The sequence below is a fragment of the Tardiphaga sp. 841_E9_N1_2 genome (genome assembly GCF_051811065.1).
In the GTDB taxonomy this organism is placed as follows: domain Bacteria; phylum Pseudomonadota; class Alphaproteobacteria; order Rhizobiales; family Xanthobacteraceae; genus Tardiphaga; species Tardiphaga robiniae.
The window spans coordinates 5919130-5942728 of record NZ_JBPWQC010000001.1 but is presented as its reverse complement, the minus strand read 5'-3'; the positions used below and the strand labels follow the sequence as shown (position 1 = coordinate 5942728).

Sequence of the window (23599 nt, the reverse complement as noted above, 5' to 3'; positions counted from 1 at the left end):
TCAACATCCGGGCGGAGCGTATCCGATCACTCGGATAACAAGGGGACATGCCATGAAACGTTTTGGATTGGGGATTATCGCGGCCTTTGCGACGGCGTGGGCAGGAACGGCAAGCGCCGAGACTATTCGCGTCGCACTCGGCACGCAGGATACGACGATCAATTGCGCCACCGGTGGGCTGATCGTGCGCGAGCTCAAGCTGCTCGAGAAGTATCTGCCCCGCGACGGCAAGTACAAGGACGTCACCTACGACATCCAGTGGAAGAACTTCACCAGCGGGGCGCCACTCACCAACGAGATGGTGGCCGGCAAGCTCGATTTCGGCGCGATGGCGGATTTCCCGGGGTCCCTTAATGGCGTTGCATTCCAGAAGGCCGGCCGCCGCAGCCTCTTCATCACCACACTGTCCGGCAGCACCAAAGGGAGCGGCAATGGCATCGTCGTTCCGACGAGTTCGCCCGCGCAATCGATCGCCGACCTGAAGGGCAAGACCATCTCGGTGCCGTTTGCGTCGACGTCGCACGGCATGTTGCTACGGGCGATCAAGGCGCAGGGCTGGAATCCCGAGACCGACGTCAACATCGTCACCCAGGCGCCGGAAGTCGCAGGTCCCGCGCTGCAAACCAACAAGATCGAGGCCCATGCCGATTTCGTGCCGTTCGCCGAGCTGTTCCCGTGGCGCGGCTTCGCCCGCAAGATCTTCGACGGCTCGCAGGCGGATGCACCGACCTTCCATGGCGCGCTGGTCGATGCCGAATATGCGGAGAAGTATCCGGAGATCGTGCAGGCCTATCTGAGCGCGAGCATCGAGGCGGACCGCCTATTCGCCGCCGAGCCGGAGAAATACAGCGAACTGATCGCCAAGGTAACCGGCATCGAGGCCGAGGTGAACTATCTGTTCCACGGCCCGCTCGGGCTGCAGACGCGCGGCCTCACCTGGAAGCCCGAATATCGCCAGGCGGTGCAGACCTCCATCGATACGCTGAAGCTGCTCAAGCGCGCCGATGGCGATCTCGATATCGACAAGTTCGTCACCGACAAATATATCCGCGCGGCCTTCGTCAAGGCCGGGCGTGACTACGACACGGAGCTGAAGGATTACGCCCAGCTCGCGCTGAAGGCAAAGGACGCCCTGACCGGTGCCGAGATCACCGATGTCAGCCGGGTCGCGCAGATCTGGGTCAAGGACGAACCGTTGGTGCGGCACTATGCATCGCCCGAGAACGCCCTGAAGGCGCTGGCGACACAGGAAAAGGACGGCAAGAACGCGCGGGTCGTCTACGCGCAGGACCGCGAAAGCGGCATCAAGCTGTTCGCGCAGCAGGCCTGGTTCGTGCGCGCGGCCAATGGTGAACTCGGCGCCTTCCTGTCGCGCGGCGCCGCCGAAAAATGGGCCGCGGCCAAGGGCGGCCAGGTGGTCGATTTCGCCGGCGCGCGTGAAGCCGTGGTGGTGAGCCGCTGATGGCGACGGCGACGGGATCAGGCGGCATGCATGTGGGCCGCCTGCTGGTGCAGGTGGGATCGATCCTGGCCTGCATTGCTTTCTGGCAGGCGGCGTCCACCCTGCGCCTCAATCTCGGCATCGTCACCTTTCGCAACGTGCCGCCGCCAACCGAAGTGCTGCAGTCGCTGATCGTGCTGCTGCAGTCACCCAAGCTGCTGGCGCATCTCGGCAGCAGCGTCGGACGTGTCTTTGCCGGCTACGGGATCGCGGCACTCTTGGGGATTCTGCTTGGCTTTGCCATCGGCCGGTCGCGTGCAGCGAGCGACGTGCTGCTGCCGCCGCTGGAACTGCTGCGCCCCATTCCGGCGGTCGCCTGGATCCCGTTGTCGATCCTGATGTTTCCATCCTCAGAACTGTCGATGATCATCATCACTTTCATCGGCGCGCTGTTTCCTATTGTGCTGAACACCATTCACGGTGTTGCCAATGTGGATCGCCGCCTGGTCGCTTCGGCGCGCAGCCTCGGTGGCAGCCGCTCCGCTATTCTGTGGGAGATCGTACTCCCGGGCGCGGCGCCAAGCATCGTCACGGGCCTCGCAATCGGCATGGGAACATCGTGGTTCTGCCTGGTGACGGCGGAGATGATCTCCGGCCAGTTCGGCATCGGCTATTACACGTGGGAATCTTACACCTTGCAGAATTACGCTGACATCATCGTCGGCATGCTGGTGATCGGCTTGTTCGGCATGGGCAGCAGCTGGCTGCTGACGACGCTCGGACATGTCCTGATGCCCTGGCGAAGCCCGATGGTGGCGCGATGAAGGCACCGCGGGTTAACGGCCACGGCGTCGGCCTCGGGCGAATTGCGATCGCAGACGCATCGATATCGCTCGGTCACGGCGACGATGCCTTCGAGGCGGTCGCCGGTCTCGACATCTCTGTCGCGCCAGGCGAGTTCGTTTGCATCCTGGGGCCGTCGGGCTGCGGCAAGTCCACCCTGCTCGGCGCTCTGGCGGGGCACGTAGCAAACAGCGGCGGCAGCCTTACCGTGGACGGACAGGCGATTACCGGCCCGAGCCCGGATCGCGGCATCGTGTTCCAACAGCACACCCTGTTCCCTTGGAAAAAGGTGCGTGAGAACGTCTGCTTTGGGCCGAAGATGCGCGGCATCGGCAAGGTTGCGCGGCGGCAGCTCGCGGACGAATTGCTCGCGCTGGTCGGGCTATCCGGCTTCGAGGAGTTTTATCCGTCACAATTGTCAGGTGGCATGCAGCAGCGTGTCGAGATTGCGCGCGTACTCATCAATCAGCCACGCGTACTTTTGATGGACGAGCCGTTTAGCGCGCTAGATGCCCAAACCCGATCGATGATGCATGAGTTGCTGCTCGACATCTGGACAGAACGCCCCACCACGCTGATCTTCGTCACGCATGATATCGAGGAGGCGCTGTTTCTCGCCGACCGCGTGATCGTGATGAGCCGGCGCCCTGGGCGGATCGTCGAGGATCTGCGAGTGCCATTCGCGCGTCCGCGGCCGGCTGATATCGTCACCGAGATTGAATTCGCGCGTCTGAAGCGGCACCTGCTTCTGCTTCTCCGTCCGGATCAACCGTCTACTGCGCTGCCTGAACACCAGAGCGAACACGCATTGGCACCGAATTAGTTGGCGAGCGGCTCTCGTCGCGCAAGGCCGCCCCCGCAGAATTCGACTATACCCTGCGGAGCGCGAGTTGGCCGCCGTACCGAGCCGCGCGGTCTCTGTGCCGAGACGTCGCCTCTAAGACTGCGCAAGGAAGGCGAATAAAACTGTCCGGAACCGGCAGCGCGGAGAATTCTGAACCGCTGACTGCACCACAGACAGAGCGCGTATCGCTATTTTCTCCGCCCGCTTGAACGCGGGAGCAACCTGCCTTGAAATAGACGGATGATCGATTGGAGAAAGACCGTGCGAGATCTATCAGCCGAAGCCCGCTTGCATCTTCGTGCCCGTTCGTCGTCGAACCGCGTCGCGGTAAGGTTTCACAACGTCGCCGTCTACAGCTCTCTCGCGTTGATCGCCGCCATCGTATTCGGCGCGGTTCCGGTACGCCCGTTCTAGTTCCGACGTCGCGTAACCCGGGATCTTACGTGCTTGGCTGCCAGGCAACATTCGGGGTCCGACGCTACTGCAGGTGATCCAGAGGAGCAATTGGGATGAGCGACCACCCGCCGATTTTGCGGCAGTCATTCTCGGGCTGGACGGCTTTGTTGCCGGGCCTCATCCCTGCATTCCTGTTCGTGGCAGTTTACGGCATGCGGCGCGCATATGATCTCGTGGGCGCAATAGCGGCCTCATTTTGACGCGCAGCATCGTTGTCATCCGTCTTTGGCAGGATGAACACCAGGTCGGTGATAGTACCGTGGCAGCGCTGGCCCTGACCTTGCTGGCCACATAGGCGGCCCACAGCGTCTCCTCTGAGCTGCGCGCACCATCAACATTTCGAACGCTCATGACGTGTCAGCGTTGAGCCGGCTCGGGTGCGATGGGCAGCGAAGTCGACGACTTCAATGTCTTGACCACATAATGCGGCCGCGTCGACTTGATCCGCACCAGTGCGTTAAGCTGACGATGGAATTCCTCGAATTCGGATGCATCGCTGACGACGATGCGAAGGCAGTAGTCCACGTCTCCCGCCATGCGATAGCAAGCGACCACTTCCGGCATATCCTTGACGACCGACGAGAATTTCCTGAGCCAAGCCTCCGAATGATCGTCGCTCTGGACATCGAGAAATATTGTCATATCCAGACCGACCGAGGATGGATCGACCAGGGCAACCTTGCCGACGATGACTCCATCGCCCTCCAGCCGCTTGATCCGCTTCCAGCAGGGCGTCGCAGAGAGCCCCACGATATCTCCGATATCGGCAACCGACAGTGACGAGTTCTCCTGGATCAAGGTGAGAATCCTGCGATCGATGGCGTCGAGACGGCGACCGATCGGCGGCGTTGTTACATCAACATCAGTCATGCGCGCCTCCCGCATGGCCGCAAGGATCGGAGCTAAGGGCCGGTGCGTCGGTATGAAAGAAGGACAATCCATCTGGGTGACTGTCGTACAAGGGCGTTTCGACGACCCGCAAAATGGCTTTCGGATTCTGCGACATTTATAAACTCCTCGATGGCTGCCCGGTTGCTTCCAAAAATGGTGGATCGAACCGTTCGACCCTTCGATCTCGTGTGATGCCGTCATGCCGGTACGCGCATGCGGCCGGGCGCGGCGAGCCGGATCAGCGCGCGCGCTGCCGCGTCGAGAAGAAAGCCAAGCAATCCGATCATGAGCACCATGGCCATCAACTCGGAGTAAGCGAGCCGATCGCGCGTATCGAGGATGAAATAACCCACTCCCGCCGACACCCCGAGCATTTCGCAGGGCACGAGCACGATCCACACGACGCCGATGGCGAGCCGCAATCCGGCCAGGATATGCCCCAGGACGCCCGGAATGATGACATGACGCAGCGTCTCCCAACGGGTCGCCGACAGGCTGCTGGCAAGGCGTAGCCAATTCGGTTCAAGCCGTCGCACGCCTTCCGCGGTGTTCAGCAGAATCGGCCAGACGGCTGCAAACGCGAGCAGGAAGTAGATGGGACGATCGCCGATCCCGAACACCATGACCGCAATCGGCATCCAGGACAGTGGCGAGATCATCCGCAGAAACTGAAACGCCGGCGACGTCGCTGCATCGAGACGTTGCGAACGGCCCACCGCAAGGCCAATCGGCACACCGATCAATAGCGCGAGCCCGAGGCCGACCAGGACACGGCGCAAACTCACGAGCAGATGGATCGACAGGTCAGATTGCGTCAGCAGCATCAGCAGACTGGCGAACGCTGTGCCCGGCGCGAAATGACGCACGAAACTCCCTTTCGGGGTCAGCAGATCCGTCCCGATCCACCACAGGACAATCAGGACAATCAACCCGCTAGTGCCCAGCAAGACTGTTGATAGCCGCACAGTCCAACGCGAACGCGCAGCGCGGATGGACCAGCGTCGCCTGCTCCCGTCACCGCTTTGCGCATCGTGTCGGACCGGCGCGATGCCGGCCTCCAGGCTGCTCGTCACGCGCCGACCACTTCCGTTCGCGTGAACGATTCCGGTAGCCCGAACGCGGCCATGCCGCCTGCTGCGGTCACCGCAGCCTTGACGAAGCGGTCATCCACAAGCTCCCGTGCCGCGGTTGCGGGATCGAGCCTGTCGAGGAACGCGCGGTCGCCTTCGATCAGCGTATCCTTCAACCGGCGCACCAGCTCCTCGGTATAGCTCGGAAACGGATAGGGCTGGAAATCGATACGTCGCTCGCGCCACGCCGCGTTCCGGATCGCGCCGGATTTGAGATAGGCGGCATTATCCGCTTCGGGCGGCGAGAGAACCTTCTCCAGCACTGCCGTCGTATGCGGCGTGTACTTTTGGGCACCCTCCTTGGACAGCAGCGCCGCGGTCTCAGCGCGGTTCTCGCGGGTCCAGAGTTGCGCCTTGACCATCGCGTTGACGACCTTCTGCGACCATTCGGGCCGCTGCTGCAGATCGCGCTCATGCATGAAGACCACACAGCAGGCGTGATCCTTCCAGACGTCGCCGGTAAAACGCAGGATCTTGCCAACGCCGAGCGTCTCGGCCGTAGCATTGAAAGGCTCGGCAACGATAAAGCCGGCGATCTGATTGGACGCGAGCGCGGGCACCATATCCGCCGGCGCCATGACGACGAGATTGACCTCGTTGGCCTGCGGTTGACCCGTGCGCTTACTCACCGGGGTCAGACCGTTTTCCCGCAGCAGCGCCTGCAGAACCACATTATGGATCGAGTACCAGAACGGAATGGCGACGGTCTTGCCGCCGAGTTCCTTGACGCTGTTGATCTGTGGCCCGACGCTAAGGCCGGAGCCGCCGGTATGATTCCAGGCCACGACCTTGGCCGGCGCCTGGCTGCCGAAACGTGCCCACACCGTCATCGGCGACAGCAGGTGAATAACGTTCACCTGGCCGGAGATGAACGCTTCCAGCACCTGGGCCCAGCTGCGCAGCATCACCGGCTTCTCGGCCTTAAGGCCTTCGGCTTCGAAATAACCTTTACCGTGGGCAACCAGCAGCGGCGTGGCATCGGTGATCGGGAGATAGCCGATGCGTACCGGCGCATCAGCCTCCTGCGCCCTCACCTCATAGGCACGCAGCAACGGAAGCGCCCCCGCCGCGGTGAACAGCGCCGACAGTTTGATGAGTTCGCGGCGCGAGAACTGATCCATGGACATGCGGTTACCTCATTTCAGTTGCGGCGCGATGCGCCTTTCAAGGCCTTAAGAATGTCGATCCGGATGGCGCCGAGTTCTGCGACATACTCGTCGCGCGGCTTCGGTAGCTCGATCACCCAGTCGCCGACCTGACGCGCGGGCGCGCCGCCGAGCAGGATGATCCGGTCGGACAGCAGCAGCGCTTCGTCGATGTCGTGTGTGATGAGGACGGCCGCCGTCTGGTGATCGCGCACGACTTTAAGCAGCAGATGCTGCATCTCCTCCCGCGTGACCTCGTCGAGCGCGCCGAATGGTTCGTCGAGCAGCAGGATTTCCGGCGTGCGCGCAAGGCAGCGGGCGAGCGCTGTACGTTGCGCCATGCCGCCGGACAGTTGATCCGGGTAAAGGCGGCGGGCATGGCCGAGACCAACCTCGTCGATGGCGGCATCCACACGCGCACGACGCTCGGACGCCGATATCTGAGGCTGATGTTTGAAGTCGAGACCGAAAGCGACGTTGCGCTCCAGCGAAAGCCACGGCAGCAGGCTCGGATCCTGAAACGCTATCGCGACGCGTGGATGCGCGCCGTTCAACGGCTTCCCGTGCACCTGTACCGTCCCGCCGGCCGGCTGCATCAGACCTGCGAGCACACGCAGCAGGCTGGATTTCCCCACCCCACTCGGCCCCAGAATGCTGACGGTCTCACCGGCATGAAGCGACAGGCTGAAGTCATGCAGCACGTGTTCGCCCGCCAGCGAATAGCGGAGCGCGATATCCGCGGCTTGCAGCAAGGCCTGCGTCATGCGGTTTCGACGATCGCTTGACGCCGCTCGTGTTCGCGCAGCACCGTCTTGAGCTGCACCAGGCTCGGCGTGATGATCGGCACAAAGGCCGCCTCGCGCAGACGACGCTGGAACGACCGGCCGGGCTCCGACAGATAGGCCTGGCCGCCGGACGCGGCGAGCTCAAGCTGCACGGCCCCTGAGACAATGGCAGCGAATTGCAGCCGAATCCGGAAAAGCGGGGCTGGCGCCGCGATGAAGCGTGCATCGAGCAATCCTGCCGCCAGTTGCCCTTCCGCGATATCGAGGTCGCGCGACAGCGCGTCGACGTCAGCTGCAAGTACGTCGCGATTCTTGTTGAGCCTAAGCTCAGTCTCCGCCAGCGAACGCTTCGCAAGACCGATGGACATGGCGCATTGCAGACCGAGAAATGCCGGACGGACCTGCGGCAGCCACACGCCGGCATCGGGATGGATAATGTCATCTTCGCTCACGCGAACGCCGTTGAGGTCGACAGCGGCCGTGCTGCTGGCGCGCATTCCCATCAATGCCAGATCGGGCGAGCGCCTCACCCCCGCGCTGTCCGACGACAGGCTGGCGACGAACGGCGTCGATCCGCCTTCGCCCTGCACTGCTGCCGCGACGTCGAAGCCCGCCGCACGCAGATTGGTCACCCAAGGCAGCTTTCCGGTGACGGTGCGCACGCCGTCCTGCACTGCTGCCTTGATCTGGAGCGCCTCCACGCCCGACAGGAACTTCATCGCGTTCGAGAGCCCGGTTGCGCCCGCGCGGCGCCCCGACAGCAGGTCCGGCAGCAGTCTGTCCCGCAGCCTTTCGTTGGGACTCTGCAGCAGATATTCGATGAATGTCCGATGCCCCCAGAACACGAAACCCGCTGCCAGAGAATGGCTGGATACAGCGGCGATCGCTCCGACGGCATCGTTGATGTGTCCGCCCAGGCCGCCTTGCGCGCGCGGCACGCCGATGCGCAGCACATCCGCGTCCGCAAGCCGCGGCAGAATGCTCGCCGCGCCGTCCGCTCGCTCATCGAGATCATCGGCGTTGGACGCGATCCAGCTTTTCAGTTCGGTTGGAAGTTGCACCATCGATACAGGCCCGGCGGACTATTCGGCCGCAGCTGCCGACGCGTTCGTCCAGGCGTAGGGACGCAACTCGTCGTTAAGCGGTGGTTGTCCGAGATTATTGGCGAAATTACACAGTGTCGCGAGGCTGACGCCAAGCACGACCTCCAGAGCATTGGCATCGGTGAAGCCGGCGGCGCGAAACGCCTTTACCTCGGCGTCGGAAACCGCACCGCGGCTCCGAATGACGGCGCGGGTGAAATCGGCGACGGCATTCAGCCGATCATCCAGAACCTTTCGGCCGTCGCGCAGCGCTTCGGCGACCGCTTCCGAAAGCCCCGCCTTTTTGTAGGCGATAGCCGTATGCCCGGCGACGCAGAATCCGCATCCATGCGTTACCGCCGCCGTGATCTGCACGACCTCGCGTTCGGCGAGGTTCAAACCGCTCCTCGCGTTGATGGCAGACACGGTTTGATAGGTTTCCAGCGCGGCCGGCGCATTGGCGAGCAACCGCACAAGGTTGGGAAGAAAGCCGTTATTGATCTGAGCGGTCTGCAAGCCAGCCTTCGCAGCATCCGGGGCGTTCTCGATGGTAAGCAACGGAAGTCGGGACATAGATGCAGCTCCGCTCGCATGATGCCGGGCAATGATGCCTCATCCATCATCATCAACTGGCGCCAGTTGTAGCGACTTCGCCTGCGATGCAAAGGCGCTGGCGAAAAAGAGGAAGTCTTGATCGCGTCAGCCAAATTTCTAAAAGAGACATGCCGTAATCCGGCGATTGACGCAGCATTCCGACTGCTCATCGAAGCGCATCGCATCGCGCTTGGTCGCGCGGGTACAGGCATCAATCCTGCACGCACGGACGCCGCCGCGTCGTCCCGATTTGCAGATCGAATCAACGGGGCGATCCAGTCGTCTTATCGCGCTGAAGGACCCGACTACAGTATACCGACGTCTGCTATAGCAATCGAATATCCAATATCACGGACACATTCGCCATTGGGATAGCCGTCCGGCCGTCTTCTTGGATAAAAGCGCGACGGCAGGACATTCTCCAATTGAACCTAATGTCAGCACGTTTAGTCTCCCAACAGCAGGCAGGACAGATCGTTTCTGCCGAATGAATTGGAGACTGACAATGAACGCAGCAATGCAGATGATGCCGATGCCTATGATGATGGGCGGCATGATGAATCCGATGATGTCGGGTAGCATGATGAACCCGATGATGGCCGGTGGCATGATGAACCCGATGATGATGGGTGGCATGCCGATGATGGGCTGCCAGATGAAGTGCACCATGACTGCCAACGGCATGACCTGCGAAATGATGCCGATGGATCCCGCCATGAAGGACATGTTCATGAAGTGCTGTGAGAACATGATGAGCATGATGCAGATGGGTATGCCGATGATGATGAACTGCGGCGGCATGATGATGATGTGCATGCCGATGAAGACCGCGGCCTGATCGCGACTTTTCACTGACAGAGATGGCGGGCTGGCTTTGTCAGCTCGCCATCTTCGTTTCTGCGGTCAGGTTGCTACGACGCAATGTCCGCATAGGTCATGACGAGATAGAGCACGGCCTCGCTCGCAACGAGGTTTCGGTAGACATGCGGTACGTCCGCCTCGAACAGGACGGCGTCGCCTTCGGCCAAGGTCTGCGGCTTCTCCGATCCTACGGTAAGTTCAACCACGCCCTTAACGACCACCAGATTCTCACGAGTTCCAGGCGCATGCGCCTCTGCCGACTCGCGATGCAGAGCTGCGATCTTGAGCTCGTAAAATTCGACCTCGTGATTTCCCTCGAAGGGAAACAAAGCACGCGAACTGAACTGCCCCTGGCTCGATGTGAGCAGCTTCGCCTCCGAACGCCGCAACACCACCGATCCACGCGGCGCCTCGGAATGCAGCAGATTTGCGAACGGGACATTCAACGCATTCGCGACTTTCCACAACAGCCCGATCGTCGGCACGCTCTTGCCGGTCTCGATCTGGCCGAGCATCGCGCGGCTTACGCCTGACTGCTTCGCAAGCCGCTCCAGCGAATCTCCACGACGGGTTCGCAGGCGCCGTACATTGCGACCGACAATCGCCGGGAGATCCGTTGGCATGTCGGGCGCAGCTAGATGGTGAAGCTGGTCGTCAGCAACAGGGCTCAATCTGCCGTCGCTCACAAAGCGTCCCGATTTGTTAAAGCAGTTGCGTCCATCGGGACTGGCATCCAGACCATCATCGGCCAGAACCAGTAGACCGCTCCCTGATAGAAATTGGCTTGCTCTGACGGAGCGCTCGATTCGCGGACTGCAGTCTTGCGCGCCCGATAGGCGCTGAAATCGATCACGTTTGCTGAACTATCTGCCACGCAATTTTCCATATCTTCAACAGCTTGAGCGATATGGTATTGATGTCAGGGCTCGAAACAAGCCGCCGGAGAATAAAACAACAGACGTGTCGGAGGACGCAGCTGCACAGCAAGCTATGCTAGGCGCGACGCGGCGTGGAGCATGCCTCCCTCGAGACGGCCGCATAGCCCGGTAACCTGCAAGGCGCAGGCGATCGGTGTCTATAAGGTCAACAGCACGCCGCTGCCTGTGAAGGACTTCTTCTAGCAGCAACCAAAAGCTGCGGCGCATCAACCGCGCGGCAACAGGCCAAGCCGGCGACCGCTCCAGAGCGTGACCGCCGTGCCGGTGAACAGCGACGCGCCAAACACCCAACCCGACAACGCACCGGCGGTGATGCCGGAGAACAACGTGCCGACGGTGCAGCCGAGGCCGGTCATCGCGCCCCATCCCAGCAATACGCCACCCGTTAGACCGCGCAGGACGTGGTCGATCCGCGGACGTTGCGGCTTGAACTGCCCGGCCACCAGTGCCGCGGCCAGCGATGCGGCGACCAGTCCCAGCACGAACGCGCCATTCGGCGACAGCAGCGCGTCGCGGACGACGGCGATGCAGCCGCGCAGACCATCGAGGCCTTGCAGCCGTGTCGGTGCAAGTTCCAATGCGCCTGCAAGCTGTCGCGCGCGGCTGCCGATCTCGGCCGTGACACCGAGTGGCGCGACGCGCAGATACGACATGGTCGCGAGCACGCCGATGATGGCACCGCCAATCCATGCGGGCCAGCGATCAACGAAGATCGCGGTCGCCTGGTCGCGTGCGCGCGCATGCTCAGCTGGCTTCCGCGGAGCCGATCGCGTCACAGCATAGGCGATCAGGCCGAGCACCAAGCCAGCGACCAGCAGATGCCCGGCATAGCCGAGCGTCCGCGGCAGCCACACCACCGGCGCATCTGCAACGGCGGCAAGATAGATGGTGTTCCAGCTGACAAAGCCCAGCACGAAGCCGATAATTACGCCGATGAGTGCGAATGACGCTGTGGCCGATCCCTCGCCAAGCCGATAGAGATGCGCGCTGACGCAGGAACCGGAGATGGCCATGCCGGCGCCGAACGCCATGCCTGCAGCTACCAGCGCGATGCTGACAGGCCCGATAAACGCATCCGGCGGCAGCCGCCCAGTGCCGGCATCCGGCAGCCATGCACCGAACACCAGCGTCGTGCCGACCAAGCCAACGGCCAGTGCAACGATAAGACCCAGCACACCCTGCGATGCGCGGTCATCGAACCATTCGCGAAACATGCAGAAGAAGCAGAACCTCGCGCGTTGCAGCACGATACCGAACGCCGCGCCAAACAGAAGCGAGATGGCGAGCGCCGGACTGCCCTGCCCGTGCAGCACATAGGCGGACACGCCGATTGCCAGCACAATAGCAAGAGCGACTGTGACGGAAACCTTGTGGTCCGCAAACGCAGCAGGCGCCGGGTCGATGCCCGGCGCCTGTTCGTCGCGATGTGAAGACCCTGTGAGGGTCTCCACGGATGCGCCGTCGGTCACTTGCCGCTCCAGACCGTGCCCGCGACGTTGACGACCGGGACGCCGACCGAGTTGCCGTATTCGGTCCACGAGCCGTCATAGTTCTTGACGTCATAGCCAAGGATTTTCGAGAGCAGGAACCAGGTGTGGCTCGATCGCTCGCCGATCCGGCAATAGACGATGATCGGCTTCGATCCGTCGATGCCAGCGGCGGCATACAGCTTCTTCAGCTCGTCAGCCGATTTGAAGGTGCCATCCTCGCTAACCGCACGGCCCCATGGCACGTTGAGCGCGCCGGGGACGTGGCCGGCCCGCACCGTTAGTTCCTGCGAACCGGGCGGCGCAAAGATCTTGCCGGAATACTCATCGGCAGAGCGGATATCGACAATTGTCGCATTCTTGCTGTCGGATGCCGTGCGAATATCGGCGAGGCGTGCACGCAGCTTCTGGTTCGGCTCGGAGACCGTCAGCTTGCCCAGCTGTACCGATGCATTGCGCGTATCCAGCGGACGCTTGTCAGCCTCCCACTTCTTGCGGCCGCCATCGAGTAGCTTGACGTTCTTGACGCCATAGACATCAAACACCCAGGCACCCCAGGCTGCGAACCAGTTGTTGTTGTCACCGTAGAGAACGACGGTGGTGTCTTGATCGACGCCCAACTTGCGCGTCAATTCCTGGAACTTCTCCTTTGAGGCGATATCACGGGTCACCGTTTCGACGAGGTCCGTGTGCCACACCACATTCTGGGCGCCAGGGATATGGCCGCGCTCATAGATGCCCGGCTCGACGCTGACTTCGACGACGCGAACCTTCGGATCGTTCAGATTCTTCTCGAGCCATTCACCATTGACCAGCGGGCTGCTGCCCTGCGCCAATGACGCTGTCGCCAGTGCGACGGCGCCAAGGCCCACGGCCAGCGTCGTTGCGATAATCGATTTCAGTTTCACAATCATTCTCCATCAATGGGCAGAGCACAGGGCTGAATTTCAGTTGCCGAACGTCGCCCCCGGCCGACAAATTTCCCGAGTGCATCTCCTCACTGCACCAGCAGCGCGTCAATTGACCGCCTGACGCAGCCAAAAATGACCTTCTCGCAAATGTCGGAATCGCCGAATGGATCGAATGTGCGAGCTCGCTCACCCGGAATGTCCTTCCGGTCGTGGCAACCTGTCGCAGGTGATATGCGCTCGTTACGAGCATTCGCAGCGACAAGCCCACCGTCTGAGAAGCACTGCAGGATAGCGCCACCAGTGAGGAGGGAGCAGACCGCGGCCCTCATTCCGACTGTATTTGACGGCTAGTCTTGCGATAGCGCCCCTCAAGCTCTACATCCGCGCGTCGCTTGCCTCCCAACCAGGACTCCCATGACCACCCGCCGACAGCTTCGCTTCAATGCCTTCAACATGACCGCGCCTAGCCATAACTGGGCCGGGCTCTGGTCTCATCCGCGCGATGCATCCATCGATTACAACAATCTGGATTACTGGATCGACTACGCGCAGATCGCCGAACGCGGGTTGTTCGACGGCATCTTTCTGGCTGACGTGTTCGGTGTCTATGACGTGTTCGGTGACAGCCCGGACACAGCCGTGTCGCACGGCGTGCAATTGCCGAATGCGGACCCTACGCTTCTGGTCTCGGCCATGGCGCTGGTCACCAAGCACCTCGGCTTCGGCATCACGTCCAATATGTCGCTGGAGCATCCCTACCAATTCGCGCGGCGATTTTCGACGCTAGACCACCTGACCCGTGGACGGATCGGCTGGAATATCGTCACCGGCTATCTCGACAGTGGCGCGCGCGGCATGGGCTTTGCGGCCGGCCGTGCCCATGACGACCGTTATGATGTCGCCGAAGACTTCCTCACGGCTGCCTACAAATTATGGGAAGGCAGCTGGGAGCAGGACGCCGTGCGTCGCGATCGTGCCACCGGCACGTTCACCGATCCAACGAAGGTTCACGCCATCCGCCACGACGGTCCGCATTACCGCGTCGATGGCATTCACCTCTCCGAGCCCTCCCCGCAACGCACGCCATTGCTGTATCAGGCTGGCGCCTCGAAGCGCGGGCGCGCCTTCGCCGCCAGACATGCCGAGGCGATCTTTCTCAACGGCCAGACCAAGCCGATCCTCGCCAAGGCCGTGCGCGACATCCGGACGGCCACAAAGGACTTTGGCCGCGATCCCTACGACATCCGGCTGTTCGCCGGTCTGACCGTGATCGTTGCGCCGACCCGTGCGGAGGCGAATGATCTTCATGCGGAATACAGCCACTATGTCGACCAGAAAGGGCAGCTTGCGCTGCTCTCGGGCTGGACCGGTATCGATTTCTCGACCTACAGCCCGGATCAGGCGCTGCAATATGTCGAGAGCAACGCGATCCAGTCGATGGTCGAGAACCTCACGCTGCGCAGCGAAACGCCGCTGCGCATCGGCGATCTCGCCAGCCTGAGCGCGATCGGTGCGCGGGCTCCTTTCGTCGTCGGATCACCGCAGGATGTTGCGGACGAGCTCGCCGACTGGGCCGAACAGACGGACATCGATGGCTTCAATCTCGTCCGTCTGGTCGCACCGGAATCGCTTGAGGCATTCGTCGATCTGGTGGTGCCGGAATTGCAGTCACGCGGGCTGTACAAGTCTTGCTACGATCAGGGAACCCTGCGTGAGAAACTGTTCCCCGGTCGGAACGCCCTGCTTCATGGCACGCACCCCGGCGCGCAGTTTCGCCGCTGAGGGCCAGCTGGCCTATCGCGCCTGAGCAAATTGTCGCGAAGCCGCCACGCTGGCGTGACGGCTCCAGACCTCCATCACCACGACGGCAGATAAGCGCCCTTGAATCGCGTCAGGATGAACTGCTTCACCGGTTCTGAGTGATAGGCATCGACCAGCTTCGCCACCCATGGCTTGCCTTTGTCCTCTTCCCGCACGGCGATGATATTGACCCATGGGCTTTCTAGCGGCTCCTTGATCAGGCTGTCACGCACGGGATCGAGGCCAGCCTGGACGGCATAGTTGTTGTTGATCGCCGCCACATCGACATCTGCCAGCGACCGCGACAGCTGCGCGGCATCGAGCTCGACAAATTTCAGCTTTTTGGGATTCTCCGCGATATCGACGATCCCTGCAGTGACGCTGGTGGGGTCACGAAGCTTGATCACGCCATTGGCTGCCAGAATCTGTAGCGAACGCGCGCCATTGGTCGGGTCGTTGGGAATCGCAACCGTCGCACCATTTGGGACATCGGCAACGCTCTTGTACTTCTTCGCGTAGAAGCCCATCGAAGAAACCGTGGTGTAGGCAACCTTCACGAGCTTCCAGCCGGTCTTGGAGATCTGGTTCTTCAGATAAGGCTCGTGCTGAAACGAATTGGCCTCAAGATCCTTGTTGGCCAGGGCCTGGTTCGGGAACACATAGTCCGTGAATTCGACGACCTTGATGTCGAGCCCGCGCTCCGCGGCCACTTTCTTGACTGCGTCGAGCACTTCCGCATGTGGGCCGGCCGTGACACCCACGCGAATGGTCGTTGGCTCTTGTGCATTTGCGACCGGTAGACCTGCTGCAATAGCGGCGAACAGGAATGCGGCCACCCCGCCGGTGCGAGCGAGCGTGGCCAGCCGCAACACGTCCGATTTCATTGACGAGTCCCTTATGTGAGTGTGCGAGATGACGATGACGGCGGCCGGCAACTTTCGCTGCGCCGCCACGCCAATGATTATGAATTTCTCCCGAGCTGACGGAATTCTTTTGTTAGCCCGGTTTGGAAGAGACTTTGCTGCGATCAAGGGGAAACGCAGCACAAACACAGTGGCAGCGCCAGGATCGCATCGTCGATCGCGACGGAGTTATCGATGCACGCACAGATTTCGTTCGCACCAACAGCACCGACGGTGGCGCGCCCGCGCATTCAAGCGAAATGGCACGCCGCTACGTGGCTGTCTGCCACGGTGCGAAGGATTGGGCTTTCCACAGCACAGAACTCTTCTGCGCGCGGACACCTGGTATGGAAGTGGCATCCTTCAGGCGGATTATAGGCACTCGGCAGATCGCCCTGCACCATATGCCGCCGCCGACCGAGATCGCCGGTATCAATGCGCGGGATCGAGTCAAACAGCGCTCGCGTGTAGGGATGCGCGGGGCTTGACCACAATTTCTCCCGGGTCGATGTCTCCACGATACGTCCGAGATACATGACCGCGACGCGATCGCTGACATATTCGACCACGGACAGGTCGTGGCTAATGAAGAGATACGCCACGCCGAGTTTGGACTGCAGATCGACCAGCAGGTTCAGGATCTGGGCCTGCACGGACACGTCGAGCGCAGAGACCGGTTCATCCAGGATGATTAGTCGTGGATCAAGCGCCAGCGCGCGGGCAATGCCGATCCGTTGCCGCTGTCCACCCGAGAACTGATGCGGGTAACGGTCGGCGGAATCCGCGGAAAGTCCCACTTTTGAAAGCAGATCGGCGATCCGGTTACGGCGCTGTCGCCGATCGCCGATGCCATGAATCCTCAGCGGTTCACCGATCAGCATTCCGACGGTACAGCGCGGATCAAGCGAGGCCAGCGGATCCTGGAATACGACCTGGATATCGCGTCTATAGGGCCGCATGCCGCTCCGTGTCAGGCGCGTCAGATCGACGCCGCCCAGACGAACGCTGCCGCTTTGCGGCTCGACCAGCCGCGCAATCGCCCGGCCGAGCGTGGATTTCCCACAGCCGGATTCCCCAACGAGACCAAGCGTTTCACCGGGCTTGATCGACAACGAGACGCCGTCAACCGCGTGCACTGTTCCGCGCGAAGAATCAAAGCGCACGACGAGATCGTTCACCGTGAGCATGGCTCAATATGCGTCGCAACGAGCGGCTGCGTGTTCTGATGCACGGGCTTCCTCAATTCTCAGACAGGCTACGGCGCCATCTGCGCCAACGGGTATCAGCGGCGGCCGCGCGATCCGGCAGGCGTCGACCACAAACGAGCATCGCGCGGCAAAGCCGCATCCATGCGGCATCTCGGCCAGCGAAGGCACCATGCCCGGGATTTCGCTCAGTCGGGTACGAAGGCCGTTGACGTGATGGCGCCCCGGCCGCGCTGCGATCAATCCGCGCGTATAGGGATGCAGCGGCGACTTCAGAAGATCACGGGTGGTGCGCTCCTCGACCTTGCGGCCCGCATACATCACCAGCACGCGATCGGAATATTCCGAGACTACACCGAGATCGTGCGTGATCAACAGAATGGCGGTTCCGGACTCGCGCTTGATCTGATCCAGCAACTCCAGGATCTGCGATTGAATGGTGACGTCGAGCGCCGTGGTCGGCTCGTCGGCAACCAGCAGCGCCGGATTGCAGGCGAGAGCGATGGCGATCATGACCCGCTGTCGCATGCCGCCGGAGAGATGGTGCGGATAGTCGTTCACGCGGCGACGTGGATCGGCAATCCGCACCCGATCAAGCAATGAGACTGCGCGATCGCGGGCCTTCTGGTGTGAAATGTCCTCATGTGCCGTGATGGCCTCGATGATCTGCTCGCCGATGGTCAGCACCGGATTGAGCGCCGTCATCGGTTCCTGGAAGATCATCGCGATCCGGTTGCCACGCAGCCGGCGCAGCGCCTCGCCTTCAAGGCCAAGAATGTCGCGCCCCTGTAGCTTCACAGAGCGACCCTCGATGCGGCCGGGCGCCGCCACGAGGCCAAGCAAGGCAAGAGCGGTGAGCGACTTTCCGCAGCCGGATTCGCCTACGATGGCCAGCGTCTCTCCCGCAGAGATATCGAAGCTGAGACCGTCCACGGCGGTCAGCGCGCCGCCCTTGCGGTCGAACCTGACACTCAGCCCATCGACCGACAGCACTGGCTCGCCCATCACCGGCGCTCCTGTTTCGGGTCGACGGCGTCATTGAGGCCATCCCCCAGCAGATTGAGCGCGAGCACCGCAACGACGATCGCCACGCCCGGCAGCGTTGCGATGTACCAGTCCGAACGCAAGACTTCGCGGCCGGCGCCGACCATGCCACCCCAGCTCACAACGTTCGGATCGCCGAGACCGAGAAACGCCAGACTAGATTCGGTCAGGATGGCCGTCGCGACCATGACTGATGCCGAGACGATGATAGGCGCCAGCGTGTTGGGCAGCAGATGGCGGAAGATAATGCGCATATCGGACGCACCGAGCGCGATCTCCGCCTGCACCATGTCGCCGTGGCGCAGTTTGAGAAATTCGGCGCGCACCAGCCGTGCCAGGCTCGGCCACGCTGTGACGCCGATCGCTCCGACGATGGTCGCGATGGAGGGCTGCAGGATGGCGACGATGGTCAGGGCGAACAGAAACGGCGGAATCGTCTGGAAGAACTCCGTCAGCCGCATCAGCGACGCATCGATCTTGCCGCCGTAATATCCTGCGAAGGCGCCGACATCGACCCCAATCACCAGCGACATGGCGGTCGCCACCGCGCCGATCAGAAGCGAGATGCGCGCACCGTGAAATATCCCCGACGCCAGATCGCGCCCCAGCATATCGGTGCCGAGCGGGAAGCTGGGATCCTCGCCGGGACGCTGGAATGGCTGACCGACAAAATCCAGGGGATCGCCAGGGAAAATCTGATTGGCGAGCAGTGCCATGGCCACGACGAACCCGAGCAGCAATACGCCTACAACCGCCGACGGCTGTCTTGCGGTCCGGAAGAACGCGTTATTCTGCGCGATGCGCGCCGGCGGGATATGCGCAACGATATCGACGAAGGCCATGGTCAGCTGAGCTCAATGCGCGGGTCGAGCACGGTATACAGGAAGTCGATCGCCGCATTCGCCAATACCACCACGACCGAACTGCACAGCAGTATGCCGAGAAGCAGATTGAGGTCGCGCTGAAACAGCGCTTCAAAAGCGAGCCGCCCCAGCCCGGGCCACGAAAACACGGTTTCAACCAGCACAGCGCCGCCAAGCACGGCGCCGACCTGCACGCCGAGCATGGTGAGAACAGGCAGCAACGCATTTCGCACAACATGACGATAGGCGATCCGTCCCGGACGAAGGCCCTTGGCGACGGCAGTCCTGACAAAATCTTGCTGCTGCACATCGATCATGGCCGCGCGCATCAACCGCGTATAGACGGCCAGAAAGAACAGCCCCAGCGTGGTTGCAGGAAGTACCAGATGTGCCGCGACATCTTTCAGATAGGCCAGGCCGGTATAGCCACGCTCGATGCTGGTCATGCCGCCGACCGGTAGCCAGTCGAGCCACACCGAGAAGACCACGATCAGCATGATCCCGGTCCAGAACACGGGCGTTGCATAGAACAACAGCGCGATGCTGGAGATCACGGTATCGGTCGCCCTGCCTGCACGGCGCGCGGCGGCTACCCCCATCGCCGAGCCGACCAGCAATGCGAACGTGATCGACGTTCCCATCAGCAACAGCGTTGCCGGGAGCCGCTGGGCGATCAGTTCCAGCACGGGCAAACCCTGACGGAACGAGAAGCCGAGGTTGAGTGACAGCAGGTTGCGCAGATAGAGCGCGAACTGCACCGGCAGCGGTTGATCGAGCCCGAACTGCTTGCGCAGTGCGGCCAGATATTCCGGCGTCGCCGAGCCCGCCTCGCCTGCGAGCACCTGCGCCGCATCGCCCGGCGCTAGTCGCAGCAGGAAGAAATTGGTGATGGCAATGCCCAGCACCACGATCACGAGTTGCAGGGCTCGCCGCCCGAAAAATCTGACCGATACAGGGATCATGCGCGGGCGCTCAATTCTGCGCCGGCGCCTGATCGAACCAGGCATTCTTCAGCGAGCCATAGGACTGGTCCGCCTGCAACACGACGTCCTTCAGAGCCGAAGAGTGCAGCGTGAAGAAGCGTAGTTCGAGCAGTGGCAAAGTCGGCAGATCGCGTTGAACGATCTGCTGGAAGCGATTGAAATCTTCAGTACGCTTTTTCGGATTGCCTTCGACCGCAGCGGCCTGGATCAGACCATCGACCTCGGCATTGCGGTAGCCCGACCCGTTCGTCCACGGCGTCTTGCTGCCGAGCCAGCCCGACCAGTATTCGCGAACCACACCAATCTGCGGATCAGGGAAAGCGCCGTTGTAGGAGCTCGAAATGTCGAAGTCGCGGTCGGCATAGACGCGTTTGATGAAAGCTGCGGTGTCCTGGGCGCGGATGTTGATCTCGATACCCACACGTTTCAGCGCCTGCTTCAGATATTCGCCGGTTCGCTTGTAGTCGTCACCGTAAGGCAGGAAATCATGATTGAGCGTGAACCGCACCCCATCAGGCCCGCGCCTGAAGCCGGCTTCGTCGAGCAAGGCTTCGGCCTTTTTCAGGTCGAACGGATATTTGGGCACGCTGGCATCGTGAAATGCCGTCAGCGCCGTCGGAACCGGGCTGACAGCAGGCTTGCCGTAGCCATACCAGACGACCTTGCCCAGCGCTTCCTTGTCTAGAGCAAACGCGATGGCCTGACGGACGCGGACGTCCTTGAGATACTGGTTCTCGACGTTGAAATCGAGATACAGCACGGGCGACAGCCAGTCATAGCCGCGTGTATCGACCTTTAGCGACGGCAGCTTGGCAAGGCGCTCGACCTCACGGAACGACACCGGATTGAATGTCGCATATTGCACCTCACCCTTCTCGATCGCCGCCGCGCGTGCCGCCGCGTCGGGAATGATCCTGAAGATGACTTTGTCGAGATAGGGTTTCGCGGGCTCCCAGTAATCCGGATTGCGTTCCAGCAGAATGTATTCGCCCTTCTTCCACTCCTTGAAGACGAATGCCCCCGTGCCGACCGGCTTGTTGTTGTACGCATTGTTCAGGATGTCGGTACCTTCATAAAGATGCTTCGGCAGAATCGGCCCACCGACGGCGTTGAGCACGCTCAGAATTGGCAGCGACGGCTTCGACAAATGAAGGATGATCGTATTATCGTCAGGCGTATCGACCGTAGCGACGTTCTCGAATATCGCCTTGTTGCGCGGATGGATGGTCTTCCAGACATTCTCCAGGCTCCATTTCACGTCCGCGGACGAGAACGGTTTGCCATCATGCCACTTGACGCCCTTGCGCAGGTTGAAACTGATGGTGAGGCCATCCTCCGTAACTTTCCACTCCATCGCGAGCGATGGCTGCGGCTTCAGCGCCGGGTCGTAATAGACCAGACCATCGAAGATATTTCCCGCAACGATCTGCGTCGGCGTTGCCGTATTGAATGCGGGCGTCAGGGTGACCGGCTCAGGCTGCACGATGGCTGTCAACGTTCCACCGCGCTTCGGACCGTCGGCTGCGCATGCCGGCGTCGCCGGCAGGACCGCCACAGCCGCCAGCAGGACCGACAGTCGTGCGACCAATGATGTTTGGAAAGAGATTGCCCGAAAGAGTTTCATGATGATTGCCCAGCTCAATTCTGCTTCGGAACGTCAAACCAGAAATCGCGGAAGCTGCCATAAACCTGATCGCCGCGAATGGCCGAGGTCTTCAGATTCGCCGCCTGGACAGTGAAGAACTTCAATTCCACGAGCGGCAGCGTCGGCAAGTCGGTCAGAACGATCTTCTGAAAGTCTTTGAACAGGGCGATGCGTTTCTCTGCACTGGCTTCGCCCTGCACCTTCGAGATGATGTCGTCGACTTCGGCATTTTTGTAGCCGGAGCCGTTGGTCCACGGGATGTTCTTCCCCACAGATGCCGACCAGTAAGCGCGGGTCACGCCGATCTGCGGATCGGAAAACGCTGCAAACCATGCGATCGAAAGATCGAAGTCACGGTCGCCGTAGACCCGCTTGGTAAATGCCGCGGTATCCTGCGTCCTGATCGTGACGTCGACGCCGACACGCTTCAACGCCTGCTTGATGTATTCCGCGGTCCGCTTGAAGTCGTCACCATAAGGGATGTAGTCGATGAACAGCGAGAAGCGCGTGCCGTCCGCGTTGCGCTTGAAACCGGCCTCATCCAACAGCGCATCCGCCGATTTGACGTCGAACGCATCCTTGTCGGCGCTCGCATCGTGGAACGCCGCCAGCGTTGAGGGAACGGGGCTGGTCGCGGGCTTGGCAAAGCCGTACCAGACCACGTTGGAAATCGCCTTGCGATCGGTCGCGCGTGCCAGCGCGTGTCGAACGCGTGCATCCTTCAGCGGTCCACGTTCGACATTGAAATCGAGAAACAGGAACGGCGACAACCATTCATACCCGCTGGTTTCAATCTTGAGGCCGGGCAGCTTGCCGAGCCGTTCGGCGTCCTTGAGCGGCACCGGACTGAGCGAACCATACTGGATTTCGCCCTTCTCGAAGCCGGCCGACCGGGCCGCTGCATCCGGAACGACCTTGTAGATCACCTTGTCGAGATACGGCTTTCCCTTGGCCCAGTAATTCGGATTTCGTTCCAGCACGATGTACTCACCGCGCTTCCATTCCTTGAACACGAACGGCCCCGTACCGACCGGCTTGTTGTTGTTCGGATTGTTGAGGATATCGGTGCCGTCATACAGGTGCTTGGGCAACACCTGCGCGCCGTTGCTGTTCAGCGAACTGAGGATCGCGGGGGAAGGTTCGCTCAGCCTCAAGACGACGGTGTTGTCGTCGGGGGTATCGACCTGCTTCACCTTGGCGAAGGTCGCCTGATTGCGCGGATGGATCGTCGTCCAGACATTTTCCAAGGTCCACTTCACATCCGCCGATGTGAACGGCTTGCCATCATGCCAGAGCACGCCCTTGCGCAGGCGAAGGGTGAGCGACAATCCATCCGCCGCAGTCTCCCAGCTCTCCGCCAGCGCCGGCTGAGGGTTTAGGCTGGCGTCGTAGTCCACAAGTCCATCAAAAATATTGCCGCTGACCGTTCCGGTCGGCGCGGCGGTGTTGATGGCGGCCGTGAGGATGACCGGCTCGGGTTGAATGATCGCCGTTAGCGTTCCGCCGCGCTGCGGCGTTTGAGCAAAGCTCACTGCTGGCATCGCCGCACCAACTGCGAAAAACAGACCGACTACTGCGCGACATGATCTATCGGCGATCAAGCGAGGGAGAGCCATCCAACGACGATCATTCTGTGGCGTAGCGGCAACCATTCTTCCCCCTGCTTGATATCGATCGATCTGTATTGCCTGACGAACGGCGTTTTCTTTGGCATCGCGATATATCGACGCCACCGCGATCAATCGTCAA

General features: G+C 61.4%; 22 protein-coding genes. 5 read left to right on the top strand and 17 right to left on the bottom strand.

Annotated features, from left to right (window positions below; all coding sequences use genetic code 11):
- The first annotated feature begins 52 nt into the window (after positions 1 to 52).
- From AB8A50_RS28545 to AB8A50_RS28535, 3 genes are read left to right on the top strand one after another with little or no spacing between them, the layout of a single operon-like run.
- Positions 53 to 1462 (top strand): ABC transporter substrate-binding protein, encoded by a 1410-nt coding sequence (locus AB8A50_RS28545; protein ID WP_439079698.1) that lies wholly within the window; start codon positions 53 to 55, stop codon positions 1460 to 1462.
- A complete protein-coding gene (locus tag AB8A50_RS28540; RefSeq protein ID WP_439079697.1) occupies positions 1462 to 2265 on the top strand; it encodes an ABC transporter permease in 804 nt (267 codons plus the stop codon). Before AB8A50_RS28545 ends, AB8A50_RS28540 begins: the two co-directional genes overlap by 1 nt.
- Entirely contained in the window at positions 2262 to 3107 is an 846-nt protein-coding gene (locus tag AB8A50_RS28535) for an ABC transporter ATP-binding protein (protein ID WP_439079696.1), read from the top strand. The genes AB8A50_RS28540 and AB8A50_RS28535 overlap by 4 nt, the downstream gene beginning before the upstream one ends.
- A gap of 834 nt (positions 3108 to 3941) precedes the next feature.
- On the opposite strand, the gene AB8A50_RS28530 is transcribed toward AB8A50_RS28535, so the two are convergent.
- The 6 genes from AB8A50_RS28530 to AB8A50_RS28505 all read right to left on the bottom strand — a co-directional run bounded on the left by AB8A50_RS28530 (position 3942) and on the right by AB8A50_RS28505 (position 9190).
- Entirely contained in the window at positions 3942 to 4454 is a 513-nt protein-coding gene (locus AB8A50_RS28530) for an Lrp/AsnC family transcriptional regulator (protein WP_175365695.1), read from the bottom strand.
- Between the two features lie 218 nt (positions 4455 to 4672).
- Positions 4673 to 5404, bottom strand: a complete 732-nt coding sequence (locus tag AB8A50_RS28525; RefSeq protein ID WP_439079695.1) for an ABC transporter permease — start codon at positions 5402 to 5404, stop codon at positions 4673 to 4675.
- Positions 5405 to 5544: 140 nt separating this feature from the next.
- Entirely contained in the window at positions 5545 to 6732 is a 1188-nt protein-coding gene (locus tag AB8A50_RS28520; RefSeq protein ID WP_439079694.1) for an ABC transporter substrate-binding protein, read from the bottom strand.
- Between the two features lie 14 nt (positions 6733 to 6746).
- Complete coding sequence (locus AB8A50_RS28515) at positions 6747 to 7514, bottom strand: ABC transporter ATP-binding protein (RefSeq protein WP_439079693.1); 768 nt, start codon at positions 7512 to 7514, stop codon at positions 6747 to 6749.
- A complete protein-coding gene (locus AB8A50_RS28510) occupies positions 7511 to 8599 on the bottom strand; it encodes an acyl-CoA dehydrogenase family protein (protein ID WP_439079692.1) in 1089 nt (362 codons plus the stop codon). The genes AB8A50_RS28515 and AB8A50_RS28510 overlap by 4 nt, the downstream gene beginning before the upstream one ends.
- Before the next feature lie 18 nt (positions 8600 to 8617).
- Complete coding sequence (locus tag AB8A50_RS28505) at positions 8618 to 9190, bottom strand: carboxymuconolactone decarboxylase family protein (RefSeq protein ID WP_175365699.1); 573 nt, start codon at positions 9188 to 9190, stop codon at positions 8618 to 8620.
- A gap of 526 nt (positions 9191 to 9716) precedes the next feature.
- On the opposite strand from AB8A50_RS28505, the gene AB8A50_RS28500 reads away from it, so the two are divergent.
- On the top strand, positions 9717 to 10049 hold the full coding sequence (locus tag AB8A50_RS28500) for a hypothetical protein (protein ID WP_210269028.1): 333 nt from the start codon (positions 9717 to 9719) through the stop codon (positions 10047 to 10049).
- 73 nt (positions 10050 to 10122) lie between these two features.
- Here AB8A50_RS28500 and AB8A50_RS28495 read toward each other — a convergent pair whose 3' ends face one another.
- From AB8A50_RS28495 to AB8A50_RS28480, 4 genes are all read right to left on the bottom strand, one after another.
- On the bottom strand, positions 10123 to 10695 hold the full coding sequence (locus AB8A50_RS28495; RefSeq protein ID WP_439079691.1) for a helix-turn-helix domain-containing protein: 573 nt from the start codon (positions 10693 to 10695) through the stop codon (positions 10123 to 10125).
- A gap of 59 nt (positions 10696 to 10754) precedes the next feature.
- Positions 10755 to 10946, bottom strand: a complete 192-nt coding sequence (locus AB8A50_RS28490) for a hypothetical protein (protein ID WP_439079690.1) — start codon at positions 10944 to 10946, stop codon at positions 10755 to 10757.
- 270 nt (positions 10947 to 11216) lie between these two features.
- Entirely contained in the window at positions 11217 to 12479 is a 1263-nt protein-coding gene (locus AB8A50_RS28485; protein WP_439079689.1) for a YeeE/YedE family protein, read from the bottom strand.
- Positions 12476 to 13399, bottom strand: a complete 924-nt coding sequence (locus AB8A50_RS28480) for a sulfurtransferase (RefSeq protein ID WP_439080051.1) — start codon at positions 13397 to 13399, stop codon at positions 12476 to 12478. The genes AB8A50_RS28485 and AB8A50_RS28480 overlap by 4 nt, the downstream gene beginning before the upstream one ends.
- A 423-nt stretch (positions 13400 to 13822) precedes the next feature.
- On the opposite strand from AB8A50_RS28480, the gene AB8A50_RS28475 reads away from it, so the two are divergent.
- Positions 13823 to 15190, top strand: coding sequence for an LLM class flavin-dependent oxidoreductase (locus tag AB8A50_RS28475; RefSeq protein WP_439079688.1), 1368 nt, complete (start codon positions 13823 to 13825; stop codon positions 15188 to 15190).
- A gap of 74 nt (positions 15191 to 15264) precedes the next feature.
- Here the strand turns inward: AB8A50_RS28475 and AB8A50_RS28470 are convergent, their stop codons facing one another.
- The 7 genes from AB8A50_RS28470 to AB8A50_RS28440 form a co-directional block, all read right to left on the bottom strand.
- Complete coding sequence (locus tag AB8A50_RS28470; RefSeq protein WP_439079687.1) at positions 15265 to 16092, bottom strand: MetQ/NlpA family ABC transporter substrate-binding protein; 828 nt, start codon at positions 16090 to 16092, stop codon at positions 15265 to 15267.
- A gap of 269 nt (positions 16093 to 16361) precedes the next feature.
- Positions 16362 to 17297, bottom strand: coding sequence for an ABC transporter ATP-binding protein (locus AB8A50_RS28465; protein ID WP_439079686.1), 936 nt, complete (start codon positions 17295 to 17297; stop codon positions 16362 to 16364).
- 3 nt (positions 17298 to 17300) lie between these two features.
- Positions 17301 to 18320, bottom strand: coding sequence for an ABC transporter ATP-binding protein (locus AB8A50_RS28460; protein WP_175365706.1), 1020 nt, complete (start codon positions 18318 to 18320; stop codon positions 17301 to 17303).
- Positions 18320 to 19201, bottom strand: coding sequence for an ABC transporter permease (locus AB8A50_RS28455; protein WP_439079685.1), 882 nt, complete (start codon positions 19199 to 19201; stop codon positions 18320 to 18322). The genes AB8A50_RS28460 and AB8A50_RS28455 overlap by 1 nt, the downstream gene beginning before the upstream one ends.
- 2 nt (positions 19202 to 19203) lie before the next feature.
- Positions 19204 to 20184: an ABC transporter permease gene (locus AB8A50_RS28450; RefSeq protein WP_439079684.1), complete on the bottom strand. Its 981-nt coding sequence runs from the start codon at positions 20182 to 20184 to the stop codon at positions 19204 to 19206.
- A gap of 10 nt (positions 20185 to 20194) precedes the next feature.
- Complete coding sequence (locus tag AB8A50_RS28445; RefSeq protein ID WP_439079683.1) at positions 20195 to 21829, bottom strand: ABC transporter substrate-binding protein; 1635 nt, start codon at positions 21827 to 21829, stop codon at positions 20195 to 20197.
- Between the two features lie 14 nt (positions 21830 to 21843).
- On the bottom strand, positions 21844 to 23391 hold the full coding sequence (locus AB8A50_RS28440; protein ID WP_439079682.1) for an ABC transporter substrate-binding protein: 1548 nt from the start codon (positions 23389 to 23391) through the stop codon (positions 21844 to 21846).
- Positions 23392 to 23599: the final 208 nt, after the last annotated feature.

Bases quoted from the DNA above. Each gene is read 5' to 3' on its own strand.
- AB8A50_RS28535 (WP_439079696.1), top strand. From the start codon at position 2,262: ATGAAGGCACCGCGGGTTAACGGCCACGGCGTCGGCCTCGGGCGAATT.
- AB8A50_RS28495 (WP_439079691.1), bottom strand. From the start codon at position 10,695: ATGCCAACGGATCTCCCGGCGATTGTCGGTCGCAATGTACGGCGCCTG.
- AB8A50_RS28470 (WP_439079687.1), bottom strand. From the start codon at position 16,092: ATGAAATCGGACGTGTTGCGGCTGGCCACGCTCGCTCGCACCGGCGGG.
- AB8A50_RS28500 (WP_210269028.1), top strand. From the start codon at position 9,717: ATGAACGCAGCAATGCAGATGATGCCGATGCCTATGATGATGGGCGGC.
- AB8A50_RS28440 (WP_439079682.1), bottom strand. From the start codon at position 23,391: ATGCCAGCAGTGAGCTTTGCTCAAACGCCGCAGCGCGGCGGAACGCTA.
- AB8A50_RS28465 (WP_439079686.1), bottom strand. From the start codon at position 17,297: ATGCTCACGGTGAACGATCTCGTCGTGCGCTTTGATTCTTCGCGCGGA.
- AB8A50_RS28445 (WP_439079683.1), bottom strand. From the start codon at position 21,829: ATGAAACTCTTTCGGGCAATCTCTTTCCAAACATCATTGGTCGCACGA.
- AB8A50_RS28460 (WP_175365706.1), bottom strand. From the start codon at position 18,320: ATGGGCGAGCCAGTGCTGTCGGTCGATGGGCTGAGTGTCAGGTTCGAC.
- AB8A50_RS28520 (WP_439079694.1), bottom strand. From the start codon at position 6,732: ATGTCCATGGATCAGTTCTCGCGCCGCGAACTCATCAAACTGTCGGCG.
- AB8A50_RS28545 (WP_439079698.1), top strand. From the start codon at position 53: ATGAAACGTTTTGGATTGGGGATTATCGCGGCCTTTGCGACGGCGTGG.
- AB8A50_RS28510 (WP_439079692.1), bottom strand. From the start codon at position 8,599: ATGGTGCAACTTCCAACCGAACTGAAAAGCTGGATCGCGTCCAACGCC.
- AB8A50_RS28455 (WP_439079685.1), bottom strand. From the start codon at position 19,201: ATGGCCTTCGTCGATATCGTTGCGCATATCCCGCCGGCGCGCATCGCG.
- AB8A50_RS28505 (WP_175365699.1), bottom strand. From the start codon at position 9,190: ATGTCCCGACTTCCGTTGCTTACCATCGAGAACGCCCCGGATGCTGCG.
- AB8A50_RS28475 (WP_439079688.1), top strand. From the start codon at position 13,823: ATGACCACCCGCCGACAGCTTCGCTTCAATGCCTTCAACATGACCGCG.
- AB8A50_RS28540 (WP_439079697.1), top strand. From the start codon at position 1,462: ATGGCGACGGCGACGGGATCAGGCGGCATGCATGTGGGCCGCCTGCTG.
- AB8A50_RS28530 (WP_175365695.1), bottom strand. From the start codon at position 4,454: ATGACTGATGTTGATGTAACAACGCCGCCGATCGGTCGCCGTCTCGAC.
- AB8A50_RS28515 (WP_439079693.1), bottom strand. From the start codon at position 7,514: ATGACGCAGGCCTTGCTGCAAGCCGCGGATATCGCGCTCCGCTATTCG.
- AB8A50_RS28450 (WP_439079684.1), bottom strand. From the start codon at position 20,184: ATGATCCCTGTATCGGTCAGATTTTTCGGGCGGCGAGCCCTGCAACTC.